Origin of the sequence: Pelomonas caseinilytica (assembly GCF_021353235.1) — a bacterium.
GTDB lineage: Bacteria > Pseudomonadota > Gammaproteobacteria > Burkholderiales > Burkholderiaceae_C > Pelomonas > Pelomonas caseinilytica.
The window spans coordinates 83,478-102,725 of sequence record NZ_JAJTWT010000003.1 but is presented as its reverse complement, the minus strand read 5'-3'; the positions used below and the strand labels follow the sequence as shown (position 1 = coordinate 102,725).

At 72.6% G+C, this 19,248-nt stretch carries 16 protein-coding genes; 4 read left to right on the top strand and 12 right to left on the bottom strand.

Going from position 1 to position 19,248, the window contains the following annotated elements:
• The 3 genes from LXT12_RS07830 to LXT12_RS07820 all read left to right on the top strand — a co-directional run bounded on the left by LXT12_RS07830 (window position 1) and on the right by LXT12_RS07820 (window position 1,594).
• Window positions 1-516, top strand: coding sequence for a GNAT family N-acetyltransferase (locus LXT12_RS07830; RefSeq protein WP_233390942.1), 516 nt, complete (start codon window positions 1-3; stop codon window positions 514-516).
• Complete coding sequence (locus LXT12_RS07825; RefSeq protein ID WP_233390941.1) at window positions 513-872, top strand: DUF6916 family protein; 360 nt, start codon at window positions 513-515, stop codon at window positions 870-872. Before LXT12_RS07830 ends, LXT12_RS07825 begins: the two co-directional genes overlap by 4 nt.
• Before the next feature lie 113 nt (window positions 873-985).
• Complete coding sequence (locus tag LXT12_RS07820) at window positions 986-1,594, top strand: response regulator (protein ID WP_233390940.1); 609 nt, start codon at window positions 986-988, stop codon at window positions 1,592-1,594.
• 1 nt (window position 1,595) lies between these two features.
• On the opposite strand, the gene LXT12_RS07815 is transcribed toward LXT12_RS07820, so the two are convergent.
• The 8 genes from LXT12_RS07815 to LXT12_RS07780 all read right to left on the bottom strand — a co-directional run bounded on the left by LXT12_RS07815 (window position 1,596) and on the right by LXT12_RS07780 (window position 12,638).
• The gene (locus tag LXT12_RS07815) at window positions 1,596-1,982 is read right to left on the bottom strand and encodes a hypothetical protein (protein ID WP_233390939.1); all 387 of its coding nucleotides are present in this window, start codon (window positions 1,980-1,982) and stop codon (window positions 1,596-1,598) included.
• A complete protein-coding gene (locus tag LXT12_RS07810; RefSeq protein WP_233390938.1) occupies window positions 1,979-3,838 on the bottom strand; it encodes an ATP-binding cassette domain-containing protein in 1,860 nt (619 codons plus the stop codon). Before LXT12_RS07810 ends, LXT12_RS07815 begins: the two co-directional genes overlap by 4 nt.
• A gap of 150 nt (window positions 3,839-3,988) precedes the next feature.
• Window positions 3,989-4,819, bottom strand: coding sequence for an S-formylglutathione hydrolase (gene fghA, locus LXT12_RS07805; RefSeq protein ID WP_233390937.1), 831 nt, complete (start codon window positions 4,817-4,819; stop codon window positions 3,989-3,991).
• A gap of 636 nt (window positions 4,820-5,455) precedes the next feature.
• On the bottom strand, window positions 5,456-6,556 hold the full coding sequence (locus LXT12_RS07800) for an S-(hydroxymethyl)glutathione dehydrogenase/class III alcohol dehydrogenase (RefSeq protein ID WP_233391784.1): 1,101 nt from the start codon (window positions 6,554-6,556) through the stop codon (window positions 5,456-5,458).
• A 2-nt stretch (window positions 6,557-6,558) separates the two neighbouring features.
• Window positions 6,559-8,691: an FUSC family protein gene (locus LXT12_RS07795; RefSeq protein ID WP_233390936.1), complete on the bottom strand. Its 2,133-nt coding sequence runs from the start codon at window positions 8,689-8,691 to the stop codon at window positions 6,559-6,561.
• Window positions 8,688-11,108: a tetratricopeptide repeat protein gene (locus LXT12_RS07790; protein WP_233390935.1), complete on the bottom strand. Its 2,421-nt coding sequence runs from the start codon at window positions 11,106-11,108 to the stop codon at window positions 8,688-8,690. The genes LXT12_RS07795 and LXT12_RS07790 overlap by 4 nt, the downstream gene beginning before the upstream one ends.
• A 28-nt stretch (window positions 11,109-11,136) precedes the next feature.
• Window positions 11,137-12,108: a Bug family tripartite tricarboxylate transporter substrate binding protein gene (locus LXT12_RS07785; protein WP_233390934.1), complete on the bottom strand. Its 972-nt coding sequence runs from the start codon at window positions 12,106-12,108 to the stop codon at window positions 11,137-11,139.
• The gene (locus LXT12_RS07780) at window positions 12,105-12,638 is read right to left on the bottom strand and encodes a MarR family winged helix-turn-helix transcriptional regulator (RefSeq protein WP_233390933.1); all 534 of its coding nucleotides are present in this window, start codon (window positions 12,636-12,638) and stop codon (window positions 12,105-12,107) included. Before LXT12_RS07780 ends, LXT12_RS07785 begins: the two co-directional genes overlap by 4 nt.
• A 55-nt stretch (window positions 12,639-12,693) precedes the next feature.
• Between LXT12_RS07780 and LXT12_RS07775 the strand changes: the two genes are divergently transcribed.
• On the top strand, window positions 12,694-13,914 hold the full coding sequence (locus LXT12_RS07775; protein ID WP_233390932.1) for a flavin-dependent oxidoreductase: 1,221 nt from the start codon (window positions 12,694-12,696) through the stop codon (window positions 13,912-13,914).
• Here the strand turns inward: LXT12_RS07775 and LXT12_RS07770 are convergent, their stop codons facing one another.
• From LXT12_RS07770 to LXT12_RS07755, 4 genes are all read right to left on the bottom strand, one after another.
• Entirely contained in the window at window positions 13,915-15,615 is a 1,701-nt protein-coding gene (locus LXT12_RS07770) for a DUF885 domain-containing protein (RefSeq protein WP_233390931.1), read from the bottom strand.
• Window positions 15,612-16,571, bottom strand: coding sequence for a glutathione synthase (gene gshB / locus LXT12_RS07765; RefSeq protein WP_233390929.1), 960 nt, complete (start codon window positions 16,569-16,571; stop codon window positions 15,612-15,614). Before gshB ends, LXT12_RS07770 begins: the two co-directional genes overlap by 4 nt.
• Before the next feature lie 69 nt (window positions 16,572-16,640).
• Window positions 16,641-17,810, bottom strand: coding sequence for a benzoate/H(+) symporter BenE family transporter (locus LXT12_RS07760; protein ID WP_304622757.1), 1,170 nt, complete (start codon window positions 17,808-17,810; stop codon window positions 16,641-16,643).
• Window positions 17,811-17,814: 4 nt separating this feature from the next.
• Complete coding sequence (locus LXT12_RS07755) at window positions 17,815-19,155, bottom strand: APC family permease (protein WP_233390927.1); 1,341 nt, start codon at window positions 19,153-19,155, stop codon at window positions 17,815-17,817.
• Between the last annotated feature and the right edge of the window lie 93 nt (window positions 19,156-19,248).

Here is a 19,248-nt window from a genome sequence, read left to right as displayed (position 1 = left end):
ATGGACTACCGCCTGCGCCAGGCCCTGCCCGAGGACGAGGCCTGGCAGTTCGCCATCTACGCCAGCACGCGCGCCGCCGAGCTGGCCCGCACCGGCTGGCCGCCCGCGCAATGCGAGGCCTTCGCCCGGCAGCAGCACCACGCGCAACAGCAGCATTACGCCCGGCATTTCCCCGGCTCGGCCTGCCATCTCATCCTCGTCGACGCCGACGCGGGCGAGACCGTCGCCGGCCGGCTCTGGCTGGACGAGCGCGACGACCGGCTGCACATCCTCGACATCGCCCTGCTGCCCGCCTGGCGTGGCCGCGGCCTGGGCACGCGCTGCCTGCTGGACCTGGCCGAACGCGCCGAGGCCAGCCAGCGCGCCCTGGGCATCCAGGTCGAGATCCACAACCCGGCCCGGCGGCTCTACGAGCGGCTGGGCTTCATCGCCGACGGACAGTCCCAGGGCCTGTACCAGGCCATGCTGCGGCCGGCCGGCGCCTGCCCAGCGCATACCGAGGAGTGCCTGCCATGATGAACAAGCGCGATTTCCTGAAGAGCGGCGCCACCGCCATGGCCGCCGGGGCGGGCACGACCGCCACGCTGGCCGCCGTGCGCCCCAGCCTCGGCGACGCCACCGGACTGGCGAGTTGGCGCGCCCACGTCGGCCAGCGCTTCGAGGTCGACGGCCATGCCGTCACGCTGGCCTCGGCCGAGGCGGCCGGCCGGCCCGGCGCCGAGCAGTTCAGCCTGCGGTTCGAGGGGCCGCTGCCGGCCGGCATCGGCGATGGCCTGCACCGGCTCAGCGCCGCCACCGGCGCCGCCATGACCCTTTACCTCGCGCGCACGCCCCAAGGCCTGCGGGCCGATTTCTGCCGGCTCCAAGCCTGACAAATTTCTCATGCCATCGGCGGGCCGCCACCCGGCCCGCGCACGGCTGCCTGCAAAATCCGCTCGCCCGGCGCCGCCGCCGCCGCGGCACCGTTGTGGACATGAGCGACCCCTTGAGATTCCTCGTCGTAGACGCCCTGGCCGGGGTGCAGGCCTTCGCGCGCCAGCTGCTGCAGACCCACGGCTTCGCGGCCGACGACATCCTGTGCTGCGCCGACCCCGAGGCGGCCCTCGCCCGAGGCCTGGCCTTCAAGCCGCATTTCCTCGTCACCGACTGGTTCGCCAAGGCGCCGCTGACCGGCCCCCAGCTCTTCCAGCGCCTGCGCCAGGCGCAGCCGGCCCTGCAGCTGTCGCTGCTCAGTTTCGACGTGACGCCCGAGCACCAGGCCGAGGCCCGGGCGCTGGGCGCGCACTTCCTGCTGAAGAAACCCTTCACCGCCGACCAGCTCAAGGCCGAGATGACCCGCTCGCTCGAGGCCCTGGCCAGGCAGTCGCCCGGCCTGCACGGCCAGGTGCGCGACACGATGCGCACGAGCCGGCCCACGCCGCGGCCGGTGCTGCCCCTCATCCCGCCCCAGCCCGTCGTCAAGCCCGGCGACCGGGTGCGCTACCAGGGCGCCGTGCACGTGGCCCAGCACGTGGTGCACCGCCAGGGCGAGACCGTGGTGCAGCTCAAGGGCATGACCGGCTTCGTGCCGGTCGAGAAGGTCCAGCCGGCCTGAGTCAGCCCCAGAGGGCCAGGGCCATCAGCAGCGGGTAGGGCAAGGCCACGGTCGGGCGCAGCGCGCTCTTCAGGTATTGCAGCATCAGTGCGGCGCCGCCGGGCCGCGTCGCCCGCCAGGCGGCGTGCAACTGCATCGCCGGCGCCTCGGCCCCGGCGGCGATGGCCGGCTCGATGGCCAGCAGCCGCTCGCCGAGCCGCCCCTGGAAGGTCTTGAGCACGGCCTCCTGCAGCCACAGCAGCGCCAGCAGGGCCAGGGCCAGCCCGTTGTCCGAGACGACCACCACGGCGGCGAAGGCCGCCAGCTTGACGGCCAGGGCCAGGCCCTCGTAGCGCTCGTGCTGGGCCTGCAGGGCCAGCCATTCGTGGTGCAGCGCATTCATCGTCATTTGGCCTCCAGCGCCTCCCAGCGCTCCAGCAGGGCCAGCAGCTCCTCGTCCACCTCGGCCGCCCGCTCCGTGACGGCCTGGATGCGTGCCGCGCCCTGGGTGTAGAGCTCGCTGCCCGCCAGCAGGGCGTTGAGCTGGGTCTGCTCGGCCTCCAGCGCTGCGATGCGGCCGGGGATCTCCTCCAGCTCGCGCTGCTCCTTGTAGCTGAGCTTGCGCTTGGTGGCGACGACAGGCGCCGGCGCGGGAGCGGGCGCCTTGGCCGGCGTGGGTGCCGCCGCCAGCTGGGCCGCGCGCCGCGACTGCGCCAGCCAGTCCTGCACGCCGCCCTCGTACTCGCGCCAGCGGCCGTCGCCTTCGCTGACGATGGTGGACGTGACGACGTTGTCGAGGAAGCGCCGGTCGTGGCTGACGAGGAAGACCGTGCCGTCGTAGTCGGCCAGCAGCTCCTCCAGCAGCTCCAGCGTCTCGATGTCGAGGTCGTTGGTGGGCTCGTCCAGCACCAGCACGTTGGCCGGCCGCGCGAACAGGCGGGCCAGCAGCAGGCGGTTGCGCTCACCGCCCGAGAGGGTGCGCACCGGCGAATTGGCGCGTTGGGGCGAGAACAGGAAGTCGCCGAGGTAGCTCTTCACGTGCTTCTTCTGCGAGCCGATCTCGATCCATTCGCTGCCCGGGCTGATGGTGTCGGCCAGGGTGGCGTCCAGGTCCAGGGCGTCGCGCATCTGGTCGAAGTAGGCCACGCTGAGCTTGGTGCCGGTGCGCACCGTGCCGCTGTCCGGCGCCAGCTCGCCGAGGATGAGCTTGAGCAGCGTCGTCTTGCCCGCGCCGTTGGGGCCGATGAGGCCGATCTTGTCGCCGCGCAGGATGGTGGCCGAGAAGTCGCGCACGACGACGCGCTCGCCGAAGGCCTTGGACACGTTCTCCAGCTCCGCGACGATCTTGCCGCTGGAAGCGCCGGTGTCGACGTCCAGGCGCACCTTGCCCTGCACGTCCCGTCGAGCGGCATGCTGCTCGCGCATTTCCATGAGGCGAGCCACGCGGGCCACCGAGCGAGTGCGCCGCGCCTCGACGCCCTTGCGTATCCACACCTCCTCCTGGGCCAGCAGCTTGTCGAAGCGGGCGTTGGCCAGGGCCTCGTTCTCCAGCTCGTAGGCCTTGGCCGCCTGGAAGGCCGCGAAGTTGCCCGGGTAGCCGCGCAGCTGGCCGCGGTCGAGCTCGACGATGCGGTTGCAGACGTTGTCCAGGAACTGCCGGTCGTGGGTGATGAGCAGCAAGCTGCCTGGGAAGGCGTTGAGCAGGCCCTCGAGCCAGGCGATGGCGGCCAGGTCGAGGTGGTTGGTGGGCTCGTCCAGCAGCAGCACGTCGGGCTGGGCCACGAGGGCGCGGGCCAGGGCGACGCGCTTTTTCAGCCCTCCGGACAACGCGCCCACGCAGCGGCTGCCGTCGAGGTCGAGCCGGTGCAGGGTCTCGTCCACGCGCTGCTCCCAGGTCCAGCCGCCGAGGTGCTCGAGCTGGGTCTGGATGGCGTCGAGGTCGTCGGCCGGGTCGTGGCGCTCGAAGCGCTCGCGCAGGGCCTTGGCCTCGGCCACGCCTTCGGCGACGACGTCGAAGATGGTCGCGTCGGCGCGCAGGGCGGGTTCCTGAGGCACGTAGACCAGGCGCAGGCCCAGCTGCTGCTGGAGCAGGCCGTCGTCGAGCTTCTCGAGGCCGGCGAGGATCTTGAGCAGCGAGGACTTGCCCGTGCCGTTGCGGCCGATGAGGCCGACGCGTTCGCCGGCCTCCAGCGAGAAGTTGGCGCCATCCAGCAGCGGCACGTGGCCGAAGGCGAGATGGGCATTGGTGAGGGAGAGGACTGCCATGTCGATATTGTCGACCCCTCGCCCAGGCGCGCCCCGCTGAACGCGGGCTCGTCTGATCGGCCCCCGGGGGGACGGCGATGCTCGCGGCATCCGGCCGCGAGCACATCGCCCGCAGGCCGGCTTGGGGCGGCCCGGCGCCGGCCCGCGGCTTCAAGTCGTCAGCAGGGCCGCAGCGTGGTGGCGCAGATGATCGTCGACGAAGCTGGCGATGAAGTAGTAGCCGTGGTCGTAGCCCTCGTGCCGCCGCAGGGTGAGCGGCTGGCTGGCGGCGGCGCAGGCGGCCTCGAAGGCTTCGGGGTGGAGCTGCTCGGCCAGGAACTTGTCGGCCAGGCCCTGGTCGATGAGCAGGCCATGCGGGAAGGGCGCGGTGGATTGCTGGCGCATCAGTTCGGTGGCGTCGTGCGCGGCCCAGGCCGTTCTGTCCTCGCCGAGGTAGCCGGCGAAGGCCTTCTGGCCCCAGGGGCAGCGTGTGGGCGCAGCGATGGGTGCGAACGCCGAGACCGACTGGAAGCGACCCGGGTGGCGCAGCGCCAGCGTCAGCGCGCCGTGGCCGCCCATGGAGTGGCCGAAGAGGCCGGTCGCCGCGAGGCCGGTGTCCTGCTGGACGAGGGGGATGAGCTCGTCGAGCAGGTAGCTCTCCATGCGCCAGTGCGCGGACCACGGCGGCTGCGTGGCGTCGAGGTAGAAGCCAGCGCCGACGCCGAAGTCCCAGGCATCCGCCTCGCCGGGGACATTGGCGCCGCGGGGGCTGGTGTCGGGGGTCAGCAGAGCCAGGCCCAGTTCGGCGGCCAGGCGCTGGGCGCCGGCCTTGATGGCGAAGGTCTCTTCGGTGCAGGTGAGGCCGGCGAGATAGACGAGCAGGGCCTTGGGCTCGGGCGGCAGGTAGAGCCCGAAGCGCATCGGCAGGCCGATGACCGTGGAGTCGTGCTGGAGGAAGCGCTGGGTGCCGCCGAAGGCGCGGTGGGTGGAGAGGGTTTGCATGGCGTTGGTCTGTGTTGGTTTGGCTGAGCGTGTGTTTCGAGTCGGATGCTTTTGCGTCGAGCCTTTCGACTCGGTGCACCGCCGCGGGAATCCGCCCCGCGAGGGCGGGTAACTTTCTTCTGTCGGCGCCAGAAGAAAGTCACCAAAGAAGAGGCGCCTTAAAGCGAGCACCCCAGCGCGCTTGAGGCTCGGAACGGGCTACAGGCGAACCGCTTCGCTCTCGCCGCTGTCCTTGTGACGAGCCCGATGCCTCCACCGTCCGTGCGCCTAACGTCGGCTGCACGCCGAACTCACGAGTTGAACGCAAGCGCCGCTCGGGCGGCGCGTCGGCGCATGTGGTGCCTTCATTGGTGAGCCCGGCGTGCAGCCGGCGTTAAGCGGCGTGAAGGTCCGATGCTTGGTGGCCCGGACAGGGACAGCGGCGAGAGCGAAGCGGGTCGCCTCGGGGCGCTTCTTGGCGTTCAACGCATCAGGGCGCTGGGTTTAGAGCGCCTCTTCTTTGGTGACTTTCTTCTGGCGCGACAGAAGAAAGTTACCCGCCCGCCGGGGCGGACTCACGGCTCGGTGCACCGAGTTGAAAGGCTCTCGGCAAAAGCTACCGAGCCCCGAGCCCCAAAACGCGCAAGCCTCAAGAAATCAGAACTCCACCACCGAGCGAATGCTCTCCCCCCGCCTCATCAACTCGAACCCCTCGTTGATCTGCTCCAGCTTCAGCTTGTGCGTGATCAGCTCGTCGATGTGCAGCTTGCCATCCATGTACCAGTCGACGATCTTGGGCACGTCCGTGCGCCCGCGCGCGCCACCGAAGGCCGACCCTTCCCACTTGCGGCCGGTCACCAGCTGGAAGGGCCGCGTCGAGATCTCGGCGCCGGCCGGGGCCACGCCGATGATGATGCTGCGGCCCCAGCCCTTGTGCGTGCACTCCAGCGCCTGGCGCATCAGCTGCACATTGCCCACGCATTCGAAGGAATAGTCCGCCCCGCCATCGGTCATCTGCACGAGATGGTCGACCACGTTGCCCACCTCCTTCGGGTTGACGAAGTCCGTCATGCCGAAGCGCCGCGCCATCGCCTCGCGCGCCGGGTTGATGTCCACCCCGATGATCCGGTTGGCGCCCACCATCTTCGCGCCCTGGATCACGTTCAGGCCGATGCCGCCCAGGCCGAAGACCACCACGTTGGCGCCCGCCTCCACCTTGGCCGTGAACAGCACCGCGCCCACGCCCGTGGTCACGCCGCAGCCGATGTAGCAGACCTTGTCGAACGGCGCGTCCGGGCGGATCTTGGCCAGCGCGATGCCGGGCACGACGATGTGGTTGGAGAAGGTGCTCGTGCCCATGTAGTGGAAGATGGGCTCGCCGTTGAGCGAGAAGCGCGAGGTGCCGTTGGGCATCAGGCCCTTGCCCTGCGTGGCGCGGATGGCCTGGCAGAGGTTGGTCTTGCGGCTCAGGCAGAACTTGCACTCGCGGCACTCCGGCGTGTAGAGCGGGATGACGTGGTCGCCCGGCTTGAGCCAGGGCACCTTGCTCTCCAGCACCACGCCCGCGCCTTCATGGCCCAGCACGGCGGGGAAGAGGCCTTCGGGGTCGGCGCCCGAGAGCGTGTATTCGTCGGTGTGGCAGATGCCCGTGGCCTTGACCTCGACGAGGACCTCGCCGTCGCGCGGCCCCTCCAGGTCCAGGGTCTCGATGGTCAGCGGGGCGCCGGCCTTCCAGGCGACGGCGGCTCGGGTCTGGATGCTCATTTCTGTTCTCCTGCAGGTTGGGGTTGAAGTTGGTCCAGCGCGGCGACGAGTTCGCGCGCTTCGATGCGGCACAGGCGCAGCCGCCGCAGCAGCCAGGGCGTCAGGTCGTCCTGGCCGAGGTGCTGCGGCCAGGCGCCGGCATCGGCATCGGGGATCTCGGCCGGGTCGGTCCCGGTGGCCGGCTCGCCCTTGAGGATGTCCACGCAGGCCTTGCGGGCCAGCGGCAGTGCCGTCTCGGCGCGCGCGGCATCCAGCCGGGTCGTGCGGCGCTGCACCTGGTGCTGCACGGCGCCCAGCAGGGCCATCAGCCGGTAGCCGTGGCTGAGCGCCGATTCGATCTCGGCCTCGGGCAGGCGCACGCGCTCCGGCTCCACGCGGGTGCGCTGCGCCGCCGCGGCCAGGGCGGCGAGGGCCGCATAGGCCTGCTGTCGGGACAGCCGCTGGGCGATCTGCTCCTCGGCGTCGGGCAGCCAACGCAGCATGTTGGCGGCATGCCGGGCCAGGGCGCCGCGCAGTTGCCGCGCCAGGCGCGGCACGGCGGCGCGCTCCCAGGACGGCAGCACGAAGCTGAACAGCCAGGCCAGGCCGGCCCCGATGACGGTGTCGGCCAGGCGCTCGGCGATGGCGGGGTCGCTGCCCGGCGCCAGCATCAGCGGCTGCAGCAGGGCCATCAGCGTCGCGGCCGTGGCGGCGACGCGATAGCGCCGGTTCACGTAGGCATGGGCTGTGCCGACGGCGGCGATGAAGCACAGGCTCAGCACAGGCACCGAATGCACGTGGGCCAGCAGCAGCACGAGCAGGCAGCCCTGCACCGTGCCGATGATGCGTTCGTTGCGGCGGGCCAGCGTCTGCTCCAGGTTGCCGCGCAGCACCACGGCCACGCTCAGCATCAGCCAGAAAGGATGGGCCGCCCACGGCAGGGCCGCGCCCAGGGCATAGGCCAGGGACAGCGCCAGTGCCGAGCGCAGCGCGTGCCGCATGACGCCGGACTGCAGCGTCAGGTGGGGCTTGAGGGCCGCCAGCGGCCACCCCTCCGGCGAGACGAAGGGCGCCAGCCGCTCGGGCGTCCAGGGGGTGTCGGGGTCGTCGGGGCTGGCCTGGCGGGCGACCATGGCCGCCACGTCGTCCATCATGTGGCCCAGGCGCGATTGCAGGGCCGACACGAGGTGGGCGCGCGAATCGCCCGGCGGCGCCTCGACCTCGGCCAGGCGCGCGGCGAGCTGGGCCCGCCAGCCGTCCACCGACACCTCGGGCAGGGGCGCGCCGAACTCCACCGAATCGGCCAGCGCCCGCAGCGCGCCGGCCAGCTGGCGCAGCATGTCGGCCAGCGCCGAACGCCACTGCCGGCCGGGGAAGTCCTGGCCCAGCAGCTCGGTGTCGAGCCGGCTGGCCAGCAGCAGGTCGCGCAACTCGACGAGGCCGAGCACGAGATCGGTCTGCCTGCGGCTGCGGGGCGAGCGGCGGGCGGCGAAGACCTGGTCGCGGGCGGCCTGCAAGGCGTCGGCGAGCACGACATCGTCGGCGATGGACGCCCGGATGCGGGCCTCCTCCGGGCCCACGGCGCCGGCAATGCGCTGGGCGCGCGAACGCACCTGTCGCTCGGCGGCGCGCAGGGCATTGGCGAGGGCGAGCTCGCGCAGCCGGTGGCGCAGCACGACGGCGCTCGCCCGCGCCCAGCCGGCGTAGACGCAGCCACCCGCCGTCACCCACAGCGCATGCTCGAGCGGCGAGGCGCTGCCGGCCGTGCGATCCCAGGCCATGGCGAAGACCATGGCCAGCACCGGCGCAAAGGACAGGGGCCCGGCCCGCAGGCCCCAGGCCAGCGTCATCAGCGACAGGAAGGCCACGAGCGCGACCAGGGCCACGGTCAGCGGCAGCGAGGGGTCGGCCAGGCCCACGAGCAGGGTCACGAGGCCGGCTGCCGCCGCCGCCGGCAGCACCCGCGGCAGCACGCGCTGGGGCGGGTTGGGTACGTCGGGCAGGCTGGCGCAGACGGCGCCGCCCACGGCCGCGAGGCCGGCCGTCTCGCCGAACAGCGCCCCGACGAGGGCGTGCGTGACCGACACGCCCAGGGCCACGCTCAGGCCGTTGAGATGGGCGGCTTCGAGGCGCTTGAAGAAGGACTTCACTTGACGAGCAGCTCCATCACGCGGCGCTCGCCGGCCGGCAGCTCGTGCACCGAGAACCAGGCGGACTTCTCGGGCCGGTAGACGTACTGCGGCGGCGTGGCGGCGGCCAGGCGCTGGCGCAGCGGCGCGAGGGCAGCCTGCGCCGCCTCGCCCTGCCCTTGCCGTTGCAGTGACGCGGCCCGCAGGATGAGGGCCAGGTCGCTCCAGGGCCCCAGGGCCAGGGCCTCGTCGGCCAGGCGCTGAGCCGCGGGGGCGTCGCCGTCGGCCAGGGCCAGCCAGGCCTGGAGCGCCAGGGTGTCGGGGTCGCGCGGGTCGAGGATCAGGGCCTCCTTGACCTGGGCCCGCGCGGCCTCGGTGCGGCCGGCGCGCAGCAGGTCGAGGGCGTAGTCGCGCCTCAAGGGCACGAGGCCGGTGCGCAGGCGCAGCACGGCGTCGTACTGGGCGAAGGCCTCGTCCCAGCGGCCGGCCAGCGCGAGCGCCGCGGCGCGGCCCCACAGCGCCTCCGGCTGGTCGGACTGGTAGGCCAAGGCCGCGTCGTAGGCCGCCAGGGCCTGCGCGGCGTCGCCGAGGCGGCGGTGGTGGTCGGCCAGGGCCAGCTCCACGCGAAAGCGGTCCTCGCCCTTGAGCCCCCTCTCGTGCACCTCGATGCCGTGCAACAGCATCGGCACGACCTCGCCGGCCAGCGGCGCGCCGCCGTGCCAGAGGGCATCGGCCGCCGCCACCCGCAGCGCGCCGCTGTCGGGATGGCGTTCGAGGGCGCGGGCCGCCAGCGCGCGGGCCGCGGCGCCGTCGGCCTGCAGGGCGAAGGCATACAGCCGTGCGCCCAGGGCGCTCTCGTCGTCGGGGGCCAGGGCCAGGGCGCGCTCGAACAGCGGCACCGCCTCGGCGAGCTTGCCATCCTCCAGCCGCTGGTTGCCGGCGCTGACGAGGGCGACCGGCCGGCTGGCGCTGGTGTCGCGCTGGGCGAAGAACTGCCTCACGAGGGCACGCAGCGCGGGGTCGAGGGCGACGAGGCGCTCGCGCACGATCTCGCGGCCGTCGTAGGCGTCGCGCCGCGGCGAGGCCTCGGCATTGGCGCCCTCGGCGAAGTACTCCCACACCGAGCCGCCCGCGTAGCGCGACAGGAAGCCGTCGCGGGTGGCCGCATCGCGGGCCTTGGCCTGTTGGTAGAGGGCCTCGATGCGGCGCGCCTGGGCGGTGGTCAGCACACCGTGGACCTGGTGCGTCAGTTCGTGCAGCACCGTGTTGTAGCGGTCGAAGATGCTGCGCTCGACGTCCTCGATGCCGGTGACGGTGAAATAGCCGCCCATGCCGCGCACGTCGTCCCAGAGCCGCGAGTCGTAGTCGATGCGGGCGTCCTTGAGGGCATGGGCCTGGGGCGTCTCCGACAGGCGCATCCACATCGGCTTGATGAAGTGGGTGGCGCCACCTTCCACCAGCACGGGGATGAAGGCCTTCCAGGGCGCGACGGACAGGGCCACGCGCTTGCGGTGGCGGGGCGAGAGGTCGCGCCAGTTCAGCACGTAGCGCTCGATGCCGGGCACGACCGGCATGGGGGTGGCCGCGAAGCGCCGCTCGTAGGCCGCTCGGTGCACGTCGACGCGGAAGCGCTGCGACTCCAGCGCCTTGGCCGCGATGGCATGGGCCCGGCCGAGCTCGGGGCAGCGCTCCAGCACGGCCAGGCTGGTCGCGAGGGCGGCGTCGAAGTCGCCGCGGTCGAAGGCATCGGAGGCGCGCCTGACCTCGGCCATCAGCGGCGCGAAGCCGTCGCCCAGGCGGGCCGCGAGCTGGGTGTAGTTCTCGCGCACGTAGCCGTTGCCGAGGAGGTAGTGCGCGGCTTCGTGGTGGGGGTTGAGGGCGACGGCGGCCTCGGCCGCGGCGATGGCCTCGTCGGTGCGGCCGAGGCGGATCAGGGTGTCGGCCAGGGCTGCCAGGCCGTCGGCCGTGCGCTCGGCGGCGAGGCCGGCCTCGAGCTGGCGCAGCGAGGCGTCGAACTCGCGCAGCTGGTAGTGGCGCTGGCCGAGGCCGCGCAGGGCCTGGGCCTTGTCGGCTGGCGAGGCGGCGCGGTCGAGGGCGCGCTCGAAGCACAGCCGCGCGCGCTCGAAGTCGCGCCGGTCCAGGGCCAGGCGGCCGGCAGCCAGCAGGTCGACGGCCTCGGCGCGCTCGTCCTGCAGCACGCCGCGGGTGCGCCGGTCGATGGCGGCGCCGTCGTCGCGGGCGAACAGCCAGGGGTAGATGAGGGCGCGCTCGGCCGCCGTGGGGCGGGGCAGGCGCAGCAGGGCCTCGAGCCCGGGGCGGGCATCGGCATAGCGCTGCTCGATCAGCAGGCGCTGCAGCCGGGCGGCGTCGGTCGCCGCGCCGGCGGAGTTCAAGGTGAGGCAGACCGCGAGGCCAAGGGCCAGTCGACGCCAGGGCATTCAGGCTCCGTGCAGTGGAGCCGGCATGCTAATCGTCGGAAGAGAAGCCCGAGGCCTTGACGACCGGGCCCCAGTAGTCACGTTCGGAAGCCAGGCGCCTGGCGTACTCGGCCGGCGGCAGGGTCAGCGGCTCGAAGCCGAGCTTGGCCAGGGCCTCGACGACGGAAGGCTCGCGCACCGCGGACCGCGCCAGCTCGGCCAGCTTGTCGACGGTGGCCTGGGGCGTCTTCGGCGGCACGAACAGGCCGTAGCTCTCGACGCCGACGATGCCCTTGAAGCCCTGCTCCTCGAAGGTGGGCGTGTCGGGTGCGAAGCGCGAGCGGGCCTTGTCGGTCACGCCCAGCAGGCGCACGCGGCCGGTGGGCAGGTGGGGCAGGAAGTCGCCGATGGAGAAGCAGCCGGAGGCGATCTGGCCGCCCATCAGGTCCTGCATGCCGGGCGCGGCGCCGCGATAGGCGGCGTGCGTGAGCTTGAGCCCGGCGGCCCGCTCGAACTGGTTGCCGAGGAAATGCGGCATGGCGCCCGCGGCGGGCGAGGCGTAGGCGCCCTTGTCGGGGTTGGCCTTGACCCAGTCGGCGAACTGGGCGAGCGTCTTGACGCTGGCCGGGACCATGGGGCCGACGCCGAAGCCGCAGGTGGACAGGGCCAGCGGCGCGACGGGGATGGCGTCGGTCGCGGGGTTGTAGGCCAGCTTGCGGTAGGCATGCGGGTAGATGGTGAACATGGACGAGGGGCTGACGAGCAGGGTCTGCCCGTCGGGCGCGGCGTCCTTCAACGCGGAGATGGCGATGCGCCCGCCGGCCCCCACCTTCTGCTCGACGATGACGGCGTCGGCCAGCTTGCCGCGGCAGAACTCGGCCAGGCGCCGGGCCGTGGTGTCCACCGAGCCGCCGGCCGGAAAGCCGACGAGGATGCGCGGCGGCTGGCCCTGGGCACGGGCTGTGAGCGGCAGGGCCGCCAGCGACGCGGCGCTGGCGAGGAGGTGGCGTCGATGGATCATGGCTTTTGTCTCCTGGGCTTGTTGTGGGGGTCGGTGCTGCGCGCGGTGGCCACCCAGGCCAGCCGCTCCAGCCCGGCCTTGAGTGCCGCCCCCTGATCGCCGAGGGCGGCCACGAGGGCGCGGTCGTGCTCGGCGACGGCGGCTTCGAGCCTGGCGAGGCGCCGCCGGCCGGCGGGTGTGAGGTACAGGCCCCAGGCGCGCGCGTCGCCCGGCGCATCGCGGCGCTCGGCCCAGCCTTGTGCGGTCAACCAGTCGGTCAGGCGCAGGGCGCCGCTGCGGTGCAGGCCCATGGCCTGGCCGAGCAGGCCCTGGCGCAGCCCGGGGTTGCGGGCGATGAGCACCAGGGCGGCGAAGCGCTGGGGGCTCACGTCCCACGCCGCGGTGGTGCGGTAGAAGTCGAGGTAGAGGGCGTTCTGCGCGCGGCGCAGCGCGTAGCCGAGCAGGCCGTCGAGCAGGCCGTAGTCCACGCCCGGCACGGGCAGCATCAGGCCTTCGGGCGGGGGCGCATCCAGGCTGTCGGTCTTGCTCACCGTTTCGAGGGTAGGTTTGGTTGCCTACTGCAACAATCTCGCATACCCTGAGTTGATGCAGATCATCATTTCAGGCGGCGGCATCGGCGGCTTGACGGCGGCGCTGGCCTTGCAGGCCCGCGGCCACGAGGTCACGGTGCTGGAGGCCGTGCGCGAACCCCGGCCGCTGGGCGTGGGCATCAACCTGTTGCCGCACGCGGTGGCGGTGCTCGACGGCCTGGGCCTGCTGCCGGCGCTGCACGAGATGGCCGTCGAGACCTCGGCCCTGGTCTTCGCCAACCGGCATGGCCAGCCCATCTACCGGGACCCGCGCGGCCTGGCCGGCGGCTACAGCCATCCGCAGTTCAGCATCCACCGCGGCGAGCTGCAGATGCGGCTGTGGGCCGAGGCGTCGGCCAAGGTGACGGTGCTCGGCGGCCAGCGCGTCGTGAACGTGCGCGACGACGGCGGCCGGGCCGTGGCCGAGATCGAGACGGCCGACGGCCCGCGAGAACTGGCGGCCGACCTGGTCGTCGGCGCCGACGGCATCCACTCCGCGCTGCGGCGACGCCTGGCGCCAGACGAAGGCCCGCCGCGCTGGCGCGGGGTCATGATGTGGCGCGGCACGACCTGGGCGCCGCCCTTCCTGGACGGCCGCACCATGGTGCAGGCCGGCCACAGCCGCGCCAAGTTCGTCGTCTACCCCATCGGCGCGCCGCGGGCCGACGGCCTGCAGCTCATCAACTGGGTGGCCGACCGCCGCCTCCGCGAGCCCGAGCCCGGCCTCACGGCCCCCGACCGTGCCGACTGGAGCCGCCCCGGCCGGCCGGAAGACCTGCTGCCCACCTTCGGCCGCTGGCGCTTCGACTGGCTGGACGTGCCCGGCCTCATCACCCGCGCCGAGCAGATGCTGGAGTGGCCCATGGTCGACCGCGACCCGCTGCCGCGCTGGCGCCTGGGGCGCTCGACGCTGCTGGGCGACTCGGCCCACCCGATGTATCCCATCGGCTCCAACGGCGCGACCCAGGCCATCATGGACGCCCAGGCCCTGGCTGAGGCCCTGGGCGCGCACGCCGACCTCGACACCGCCCTGGCCGCCTACGAGGACGAGCGCCGCCCGATGTGCGCCCGCATCGTCGAGATGAACCGCCAGGAAGGCCTGGACGCCATCCTGGACCGCGTGGAGGCCCTGGCGCCGGACGGCTTCGCCGACCTCGCCGACATCATCGACCCCGCCGAGGTGGCCGCCGAGATCAACGCCTACAAGGCCGCCGCCGGCCACCGCACGGCACGCTGATCAAGCCTTGAGCATCTCCGCCGCGATGAGCCGCACCGGGGCGCTGCCGTAGCCCAGGAAGGCCTCGTGGAAGCGCTTGAGGTCGAAGGCTGCGCCGGCCCGCGCCCTGAGCTGCTCGCGCAGGGCGAAGATCTCGCTGTAGCCGCTGAAGTAGCTGGTCAGCTGCACCGAGGTCAGCTGCACGCGCCGCCATTTCTCGCGCGCCTCGCTCTCCGTCTGGAAGGCCTGGCGCACCAGCAGGTCCAGGGCCTCGGGCTGCTCCATGCCGAGCACGTGGACGCTGTAGTCGAGGATGGTGTTGGTGACCGAACGCAGATGCCACTTGCCCCACATCAGCGTCATCTCGGGCGACGCGCCGTAGCCGCTCTCGATCATCATGCGCTCGCCGTAGACGGCCCAGCCTTCGATCATGGCGCCGTTGCCGAACAGGGCCTTGACCTTGCTCGGCACGCGGTTGGCATGCACGAGCTGGGTGTAGTGCCCCGGAATGGCCTCGTGGATGTTGAGGATCTGCAGGATCCAGTGGTTGTACTCGCGCAGCGAGCTCTCGGCCTGCTCGGGCGTGAGGTCGTCCAGCGGCGTGACGTTGTAGTAGGTGCGGTCGCCCGGCCGGTAGGCGCCGGGGGCCTCGATGCTGGCACCGGCCACGCCGCGCTCGTACTCGGGCGTCTCGCGCACGACCAGCGGCTTGCTCGCGTCCTGGCTGAGCAGGTCGTGCTCGCGAATCCAGGCTTCGAGCTGGGGAATCTGGGCGCGGATCTCGTCGACGAAACGCTCCCGGGCAACGTGGCGTTCGCTGAGCTTGGCGATGACGCGGCCGATCAGCGCGAAGCGGTCGTCCGGCGGGGCCTCCCTCCCGATCACGGCGTGCCACAGCGCCGCGGCCTGGGCCTGCATGCTGGCCAGCACCTCCTCGCGGCGCTGCAGGGCCAGCTCGTAGGTCTCGCGGGCGCTGCGGGCGGACTGGATGTCGTGGGCGAACTTGGGCTCGTAGAGTTCGCCGCCCAGGCGCCAGGACCGCTGGGCGCCGGGCAGCAGGCGCCTGAGGTGGGCGACGTAGCCGTCCACGGCGGCGCGCGCGGCGGCCAGCGGCGCCTTGAAGGCCGCCGCCAGCCCGGCCTCGGCGGCCCGCTTGGCAATGTCGTCCAGCACGCCGAGCACGCCGGGCGCCTGCTGAATGGCCAGTTCGGTGTGCTCGCGGGTCACGCCGGCAAGGCTGGCCCGGGCGGCGCGGTAATAGGCCGGCAGCGACACGAGGCGCGGCCGCAGCAGCTCCAGCCGCCGGGCCAGCGGCGCGTGCTCGGTGTTGAGCAGCAGGTCCAGCGGCGCCGCCGGGTTGTGCTCGGCAGGGCTCCAGGCCCATTCGCGCAGGGTGTCCAGCCGCCACAGGTCGCTCTGGATCTTGGCCACGAGCATGGCGCGGTCCATGCGCTGGCTGGTGTTGAGGGGCTCGTCCGCCTGGCCCTGGAAGCGAGCCAGCCAGCGCTGGAGGAAGGCGCGCATGCGCGTGCGCTGCTCGGTGCTGGGCAGGGTGATGCGCGGGCCGAACTCGAAGCGGCCGGCCGCGACGGCGGCGTCCGGGTCCAGGCGCCAGAGCGATTCGAGAAAGGACTCGGCCACGGTGTCGAAGCCGGCGTCCTGGCCGAAGGCCGGCAGGACGAGGCCGGCGAGGCCGAGGGCAGCGAAGTCGCGGCGCCTCAAGACCGTGCTCCCTGCAGGGCGGCTTCCAGCGCGTCGACGAACATGGCGGCGACGTCGAAGCCGCTCTGGTCGGTGATCTCCTGGAAGCAGGTGGGGCTGGTGACGTTGATCTCGGTGACGTTGTCGCCGATGACGTCCAGGCCGACGAGCAGCAGGCCGCGCGCCGCCAGCACGGGGCCGAGGGCCTCGGCGATCTCGCGGTCGCGCGCCGTCAGCTCGCGAGCCACGCCCTTGCCGCCGGCGGCCAGGTTGCCGCGCACCTCGCTGCCCTGGGGGATGCGAGCCAGGCACCAGGGCACCGGCTTGCCGCCGATGACGAGGATGCGCTTGTCGCCCTCGGCGATGGCGGGGATGAAGCGCTGCACCATCACCGTCTGCGTGCCGTCCTTGTTCAGCGTCTCGACGATGCTGCCGAGGTTGAGCCCGTCGGCCTTGACGCGGAAGATGCCCATGCCGCCCATGCCGTCCAGCGGCTTGAGGATGATGTCCTGCTGCTCGGCATGGAAGGCGCGGATCTCGGCCGGGTCGCGCGTGACCAGCGTGGGCGCGATGAACTGCGGGAACTCCAGGATGGCGAGCTTCTCGGGGTGCTCGCGCAGGCTGGCCGGCCGGTTGAAGACACGGGCGCCTTCGCGCTCGGCCTGGCTGAGCAGGTGGGTGGCGTAGAAGAACTCGCTGTCGAAGGGCGGGTCCTTGCGCATCAGCACGGCGTCGCACTCGGCCAGGGCGAGGTCGCCCGTCGCGACGACGCGGAACCAGTCGTGCGCGTCCCCGGTCAGCTCGATCTCGCGGGCCGCACGGGCCGTCACCCGGCCGCCGCGCAGCCAGACGAGCTGTCGCGTCTCGCAGGCGACGATGCGGTGGCCGCGCCGCGCGGCCTCGCGCATCATGGCGAAGGTGGAATCCTTGTAGGTCTTGAATCCCTCGAGGGGGTCGGCGACGAAGAGCAGCTTCATGGTCGGGCGCGTTGGCTATGGCGCCGGCCAGTGTTGCACAGTGGCGCCGTCAGTCCCGGACGTAAGGGTTCAGCGCCGCCAGGCTCCGACGAGGGCGGCTGCACCGCCGGCCAGCACGCCCCAGAAGGCCGCGCCGAGGCCGAAGGCCTGCACGCCCGAGAGGCAGACGAGGAAGGTCAGGATGGCCGCGTCACGGTAGTGCTCGTCCTTCAGCGCCGTGGCGAGCGCCCCGGCGATGGTCCCGAGCAGGGCGAGGCCCGCGATGGCCGCCACCAGCTCGCGCGGGAAGGCCGCCAGCAGCAGGGCCACGCCGCCGCCGGCCAGACCAAGCAGCACATAGAACACACCGGCGGCGGCCGAGGCCGTGTAGCGCCGCGCGGGGTCCTCATGGGCCTCGCGGCCCATGCAAATGGCCGCGGTGATGGCCGCGAGATTGAAGGCATAGCCGCCGAAAGGCGCGAGCAAGGTGGTGGCGGCGCCGGTGACGGCGATGCTGGCCGACACCGGCGTGGCATAACCGCTGGCCCGCTGGGCGGCGACGCCCGGCAGGTTCTGCGAGGCCATGGTGACGATGAACAGCGGCAGGGCCACGCCGACGGCGGCGCTCCAGCTGAACTCCGGCGTCGTCCAGACCGGCAGGGCGAAGACCTGCGAGAGATCGCCACCGACGCCGCCCAGACGCCCCTGGCCGAGGGCGAAGGCGATGCCCACGGCGAGCACGCCCGGAACGGCATAGCGCGGCCACAGCCGCCGGCCCAGCAGATAGGCCGCCGCCATGGCGAGCACCAGGGCCGGCGCCGTCCTGACGCTGGCGACGGCATCCAGCCCGAAGCGCGCCAGCACCCCGGCCAGCAGGGCGGAGGCGATGGCGATGGGAATGCGGTCCATCAGCTTCTCGAAGGCGCCGCTGGCGCCGGCCCAGGCGATGAGCAGGCCGCAGACGATGAAGGCGCCCACGGCCTCCGGCATGGCCACTCCCGAGGTCGACGCGAGCAGGGCGGCGCCGGGCGTGGACCAGGCCGTCAGCACGGGCTGGCGCGTCCACAGGCTCAGGCCCAGGCTGGTCAGGCCCATGCCCAGGCCGAGGGCCCACAACCAGGAGGCGGTCTGCGCCGGCGTGGCGCCCAACGCGACGGTCGCCTGGAAGATGATGGCCACGGAGCTGGTGTAGCCCACCAGCACCGCCACGAAGCCGGCGACGAGGGTGGAGGGGGAGAAGTCTTTCAGCAGACGATGCATCGCTTCAGGATAGCCGGCGGCGGCCGTGACCCCACAGCAGCGCCGCGCCCACCGCCAGCACGCCCAGGCCCACCAGCGCGCCGGCCTTCACATAGACCACGCTGGACCACAGCACGTAGGCGCTGCTGGCCGCGAACAGCAGCGGCAGCCAGGGATACAGCGGCACGCGCACGGGGCGCGGCTGCCGGGGTTCGCGGTGGCGCAGCACGATGACGGCGAGCGCACTGAGCGTCATGAAGAACCAGTAGACCGGCGAGAGGTAGTCCACCATCGTCGAGAAGCCGCCGCGCGTGAGGTCGCCGAAGGCCACCAGCCCCAGCGCCACGCCCGCCGTGGCCAGCACGGCGCCGGTCGGCGTGCCGCGGGCGTGGTTCCAGCGCGCGAGGTGCCACTCGGTGGCCAGGTCGCGCGCGGCGGCGTAGGTGGTGCGCGGGCCGGCGATGAGCAACGCGTTCATCACGGACAAGGCGGTCAGCGTGACCACCCCCACCATCAGCAGCTCGGCCACGGGGCCGAAGGCGATGCGCATCAGCGTCGCCGCCGGCGCGTCGCTGGCCGCGAGGCCCGCCATGCCCAGCACGCGCAGATAGGCCCAGTTGGCCAGCAGGTACAGGCCCATGACCAGGCCCAGGCCGAGCAGCAGCGCGCGGCGGATGCCGCGCTCGGGGTCGCGCATCTCGGCCGACAGCGTGGCCGCGTCGCTCCAGCCTCCATAGGCCAGGAAGACGAAGACCAGGGCCAGGCCCCAGTCCGTGCCCGGCTGGGCCGGCGCTGCCGTGGCGGGCGCATGGCCGGCCAGCACCTGCGCCCCCGCCCCCAGCCCGAGCAGCACCAGCCCGAGCAGCACGGCCGCGCTCAAACCGAGCTGCGTGCCCAGGCCCACGCGCACGCCCAGCAGGTTCAGCCCCGTCAGGCCGACGATGAGGACGGCGGCCATCAGCGCGCTGGCATGCGGGCCCAGCCAGGGCTTCAGGTCCACCACCTGGGCCAGGTAGTCGCCGAAGACGAAACCCAGCAGCGCCATCGAGCCCGTGTGGATGACGGCGAAGCGCGACCAGGCGAACAGGAAGCCCAGGCGGTGCCCGTAGGCGCGGCGCAGGAAGTGGTAGTCGCCGCCGGTGTCGGGAAAGGCCGCGGCCAGCTCGGCGAAGCACAGGCCGCCCACGAGCGACAGCACGCCGCCCAGGGCCCAGGCCAGCAACAGCTGGGTCGGGTCGCCCAGGGCCTGCGCGGCCAGCGGCGAGGTCTTGAAGATGCCCGCGCCGATGACCATGCCCACGCACAGCGCGCCGGCATGCCGCACGTCGAGGCGGCGTTCGGGCTGGGCGGCGGGCGTGTGGGACATGGCGTGAAGCGGCGTGGCAAAGCCGGCGATGCTAGCCGGCAGCCCCGGCGCATTTGCATATGCGCAACATGTCTGAAGCCCGGGGCTGCCGCG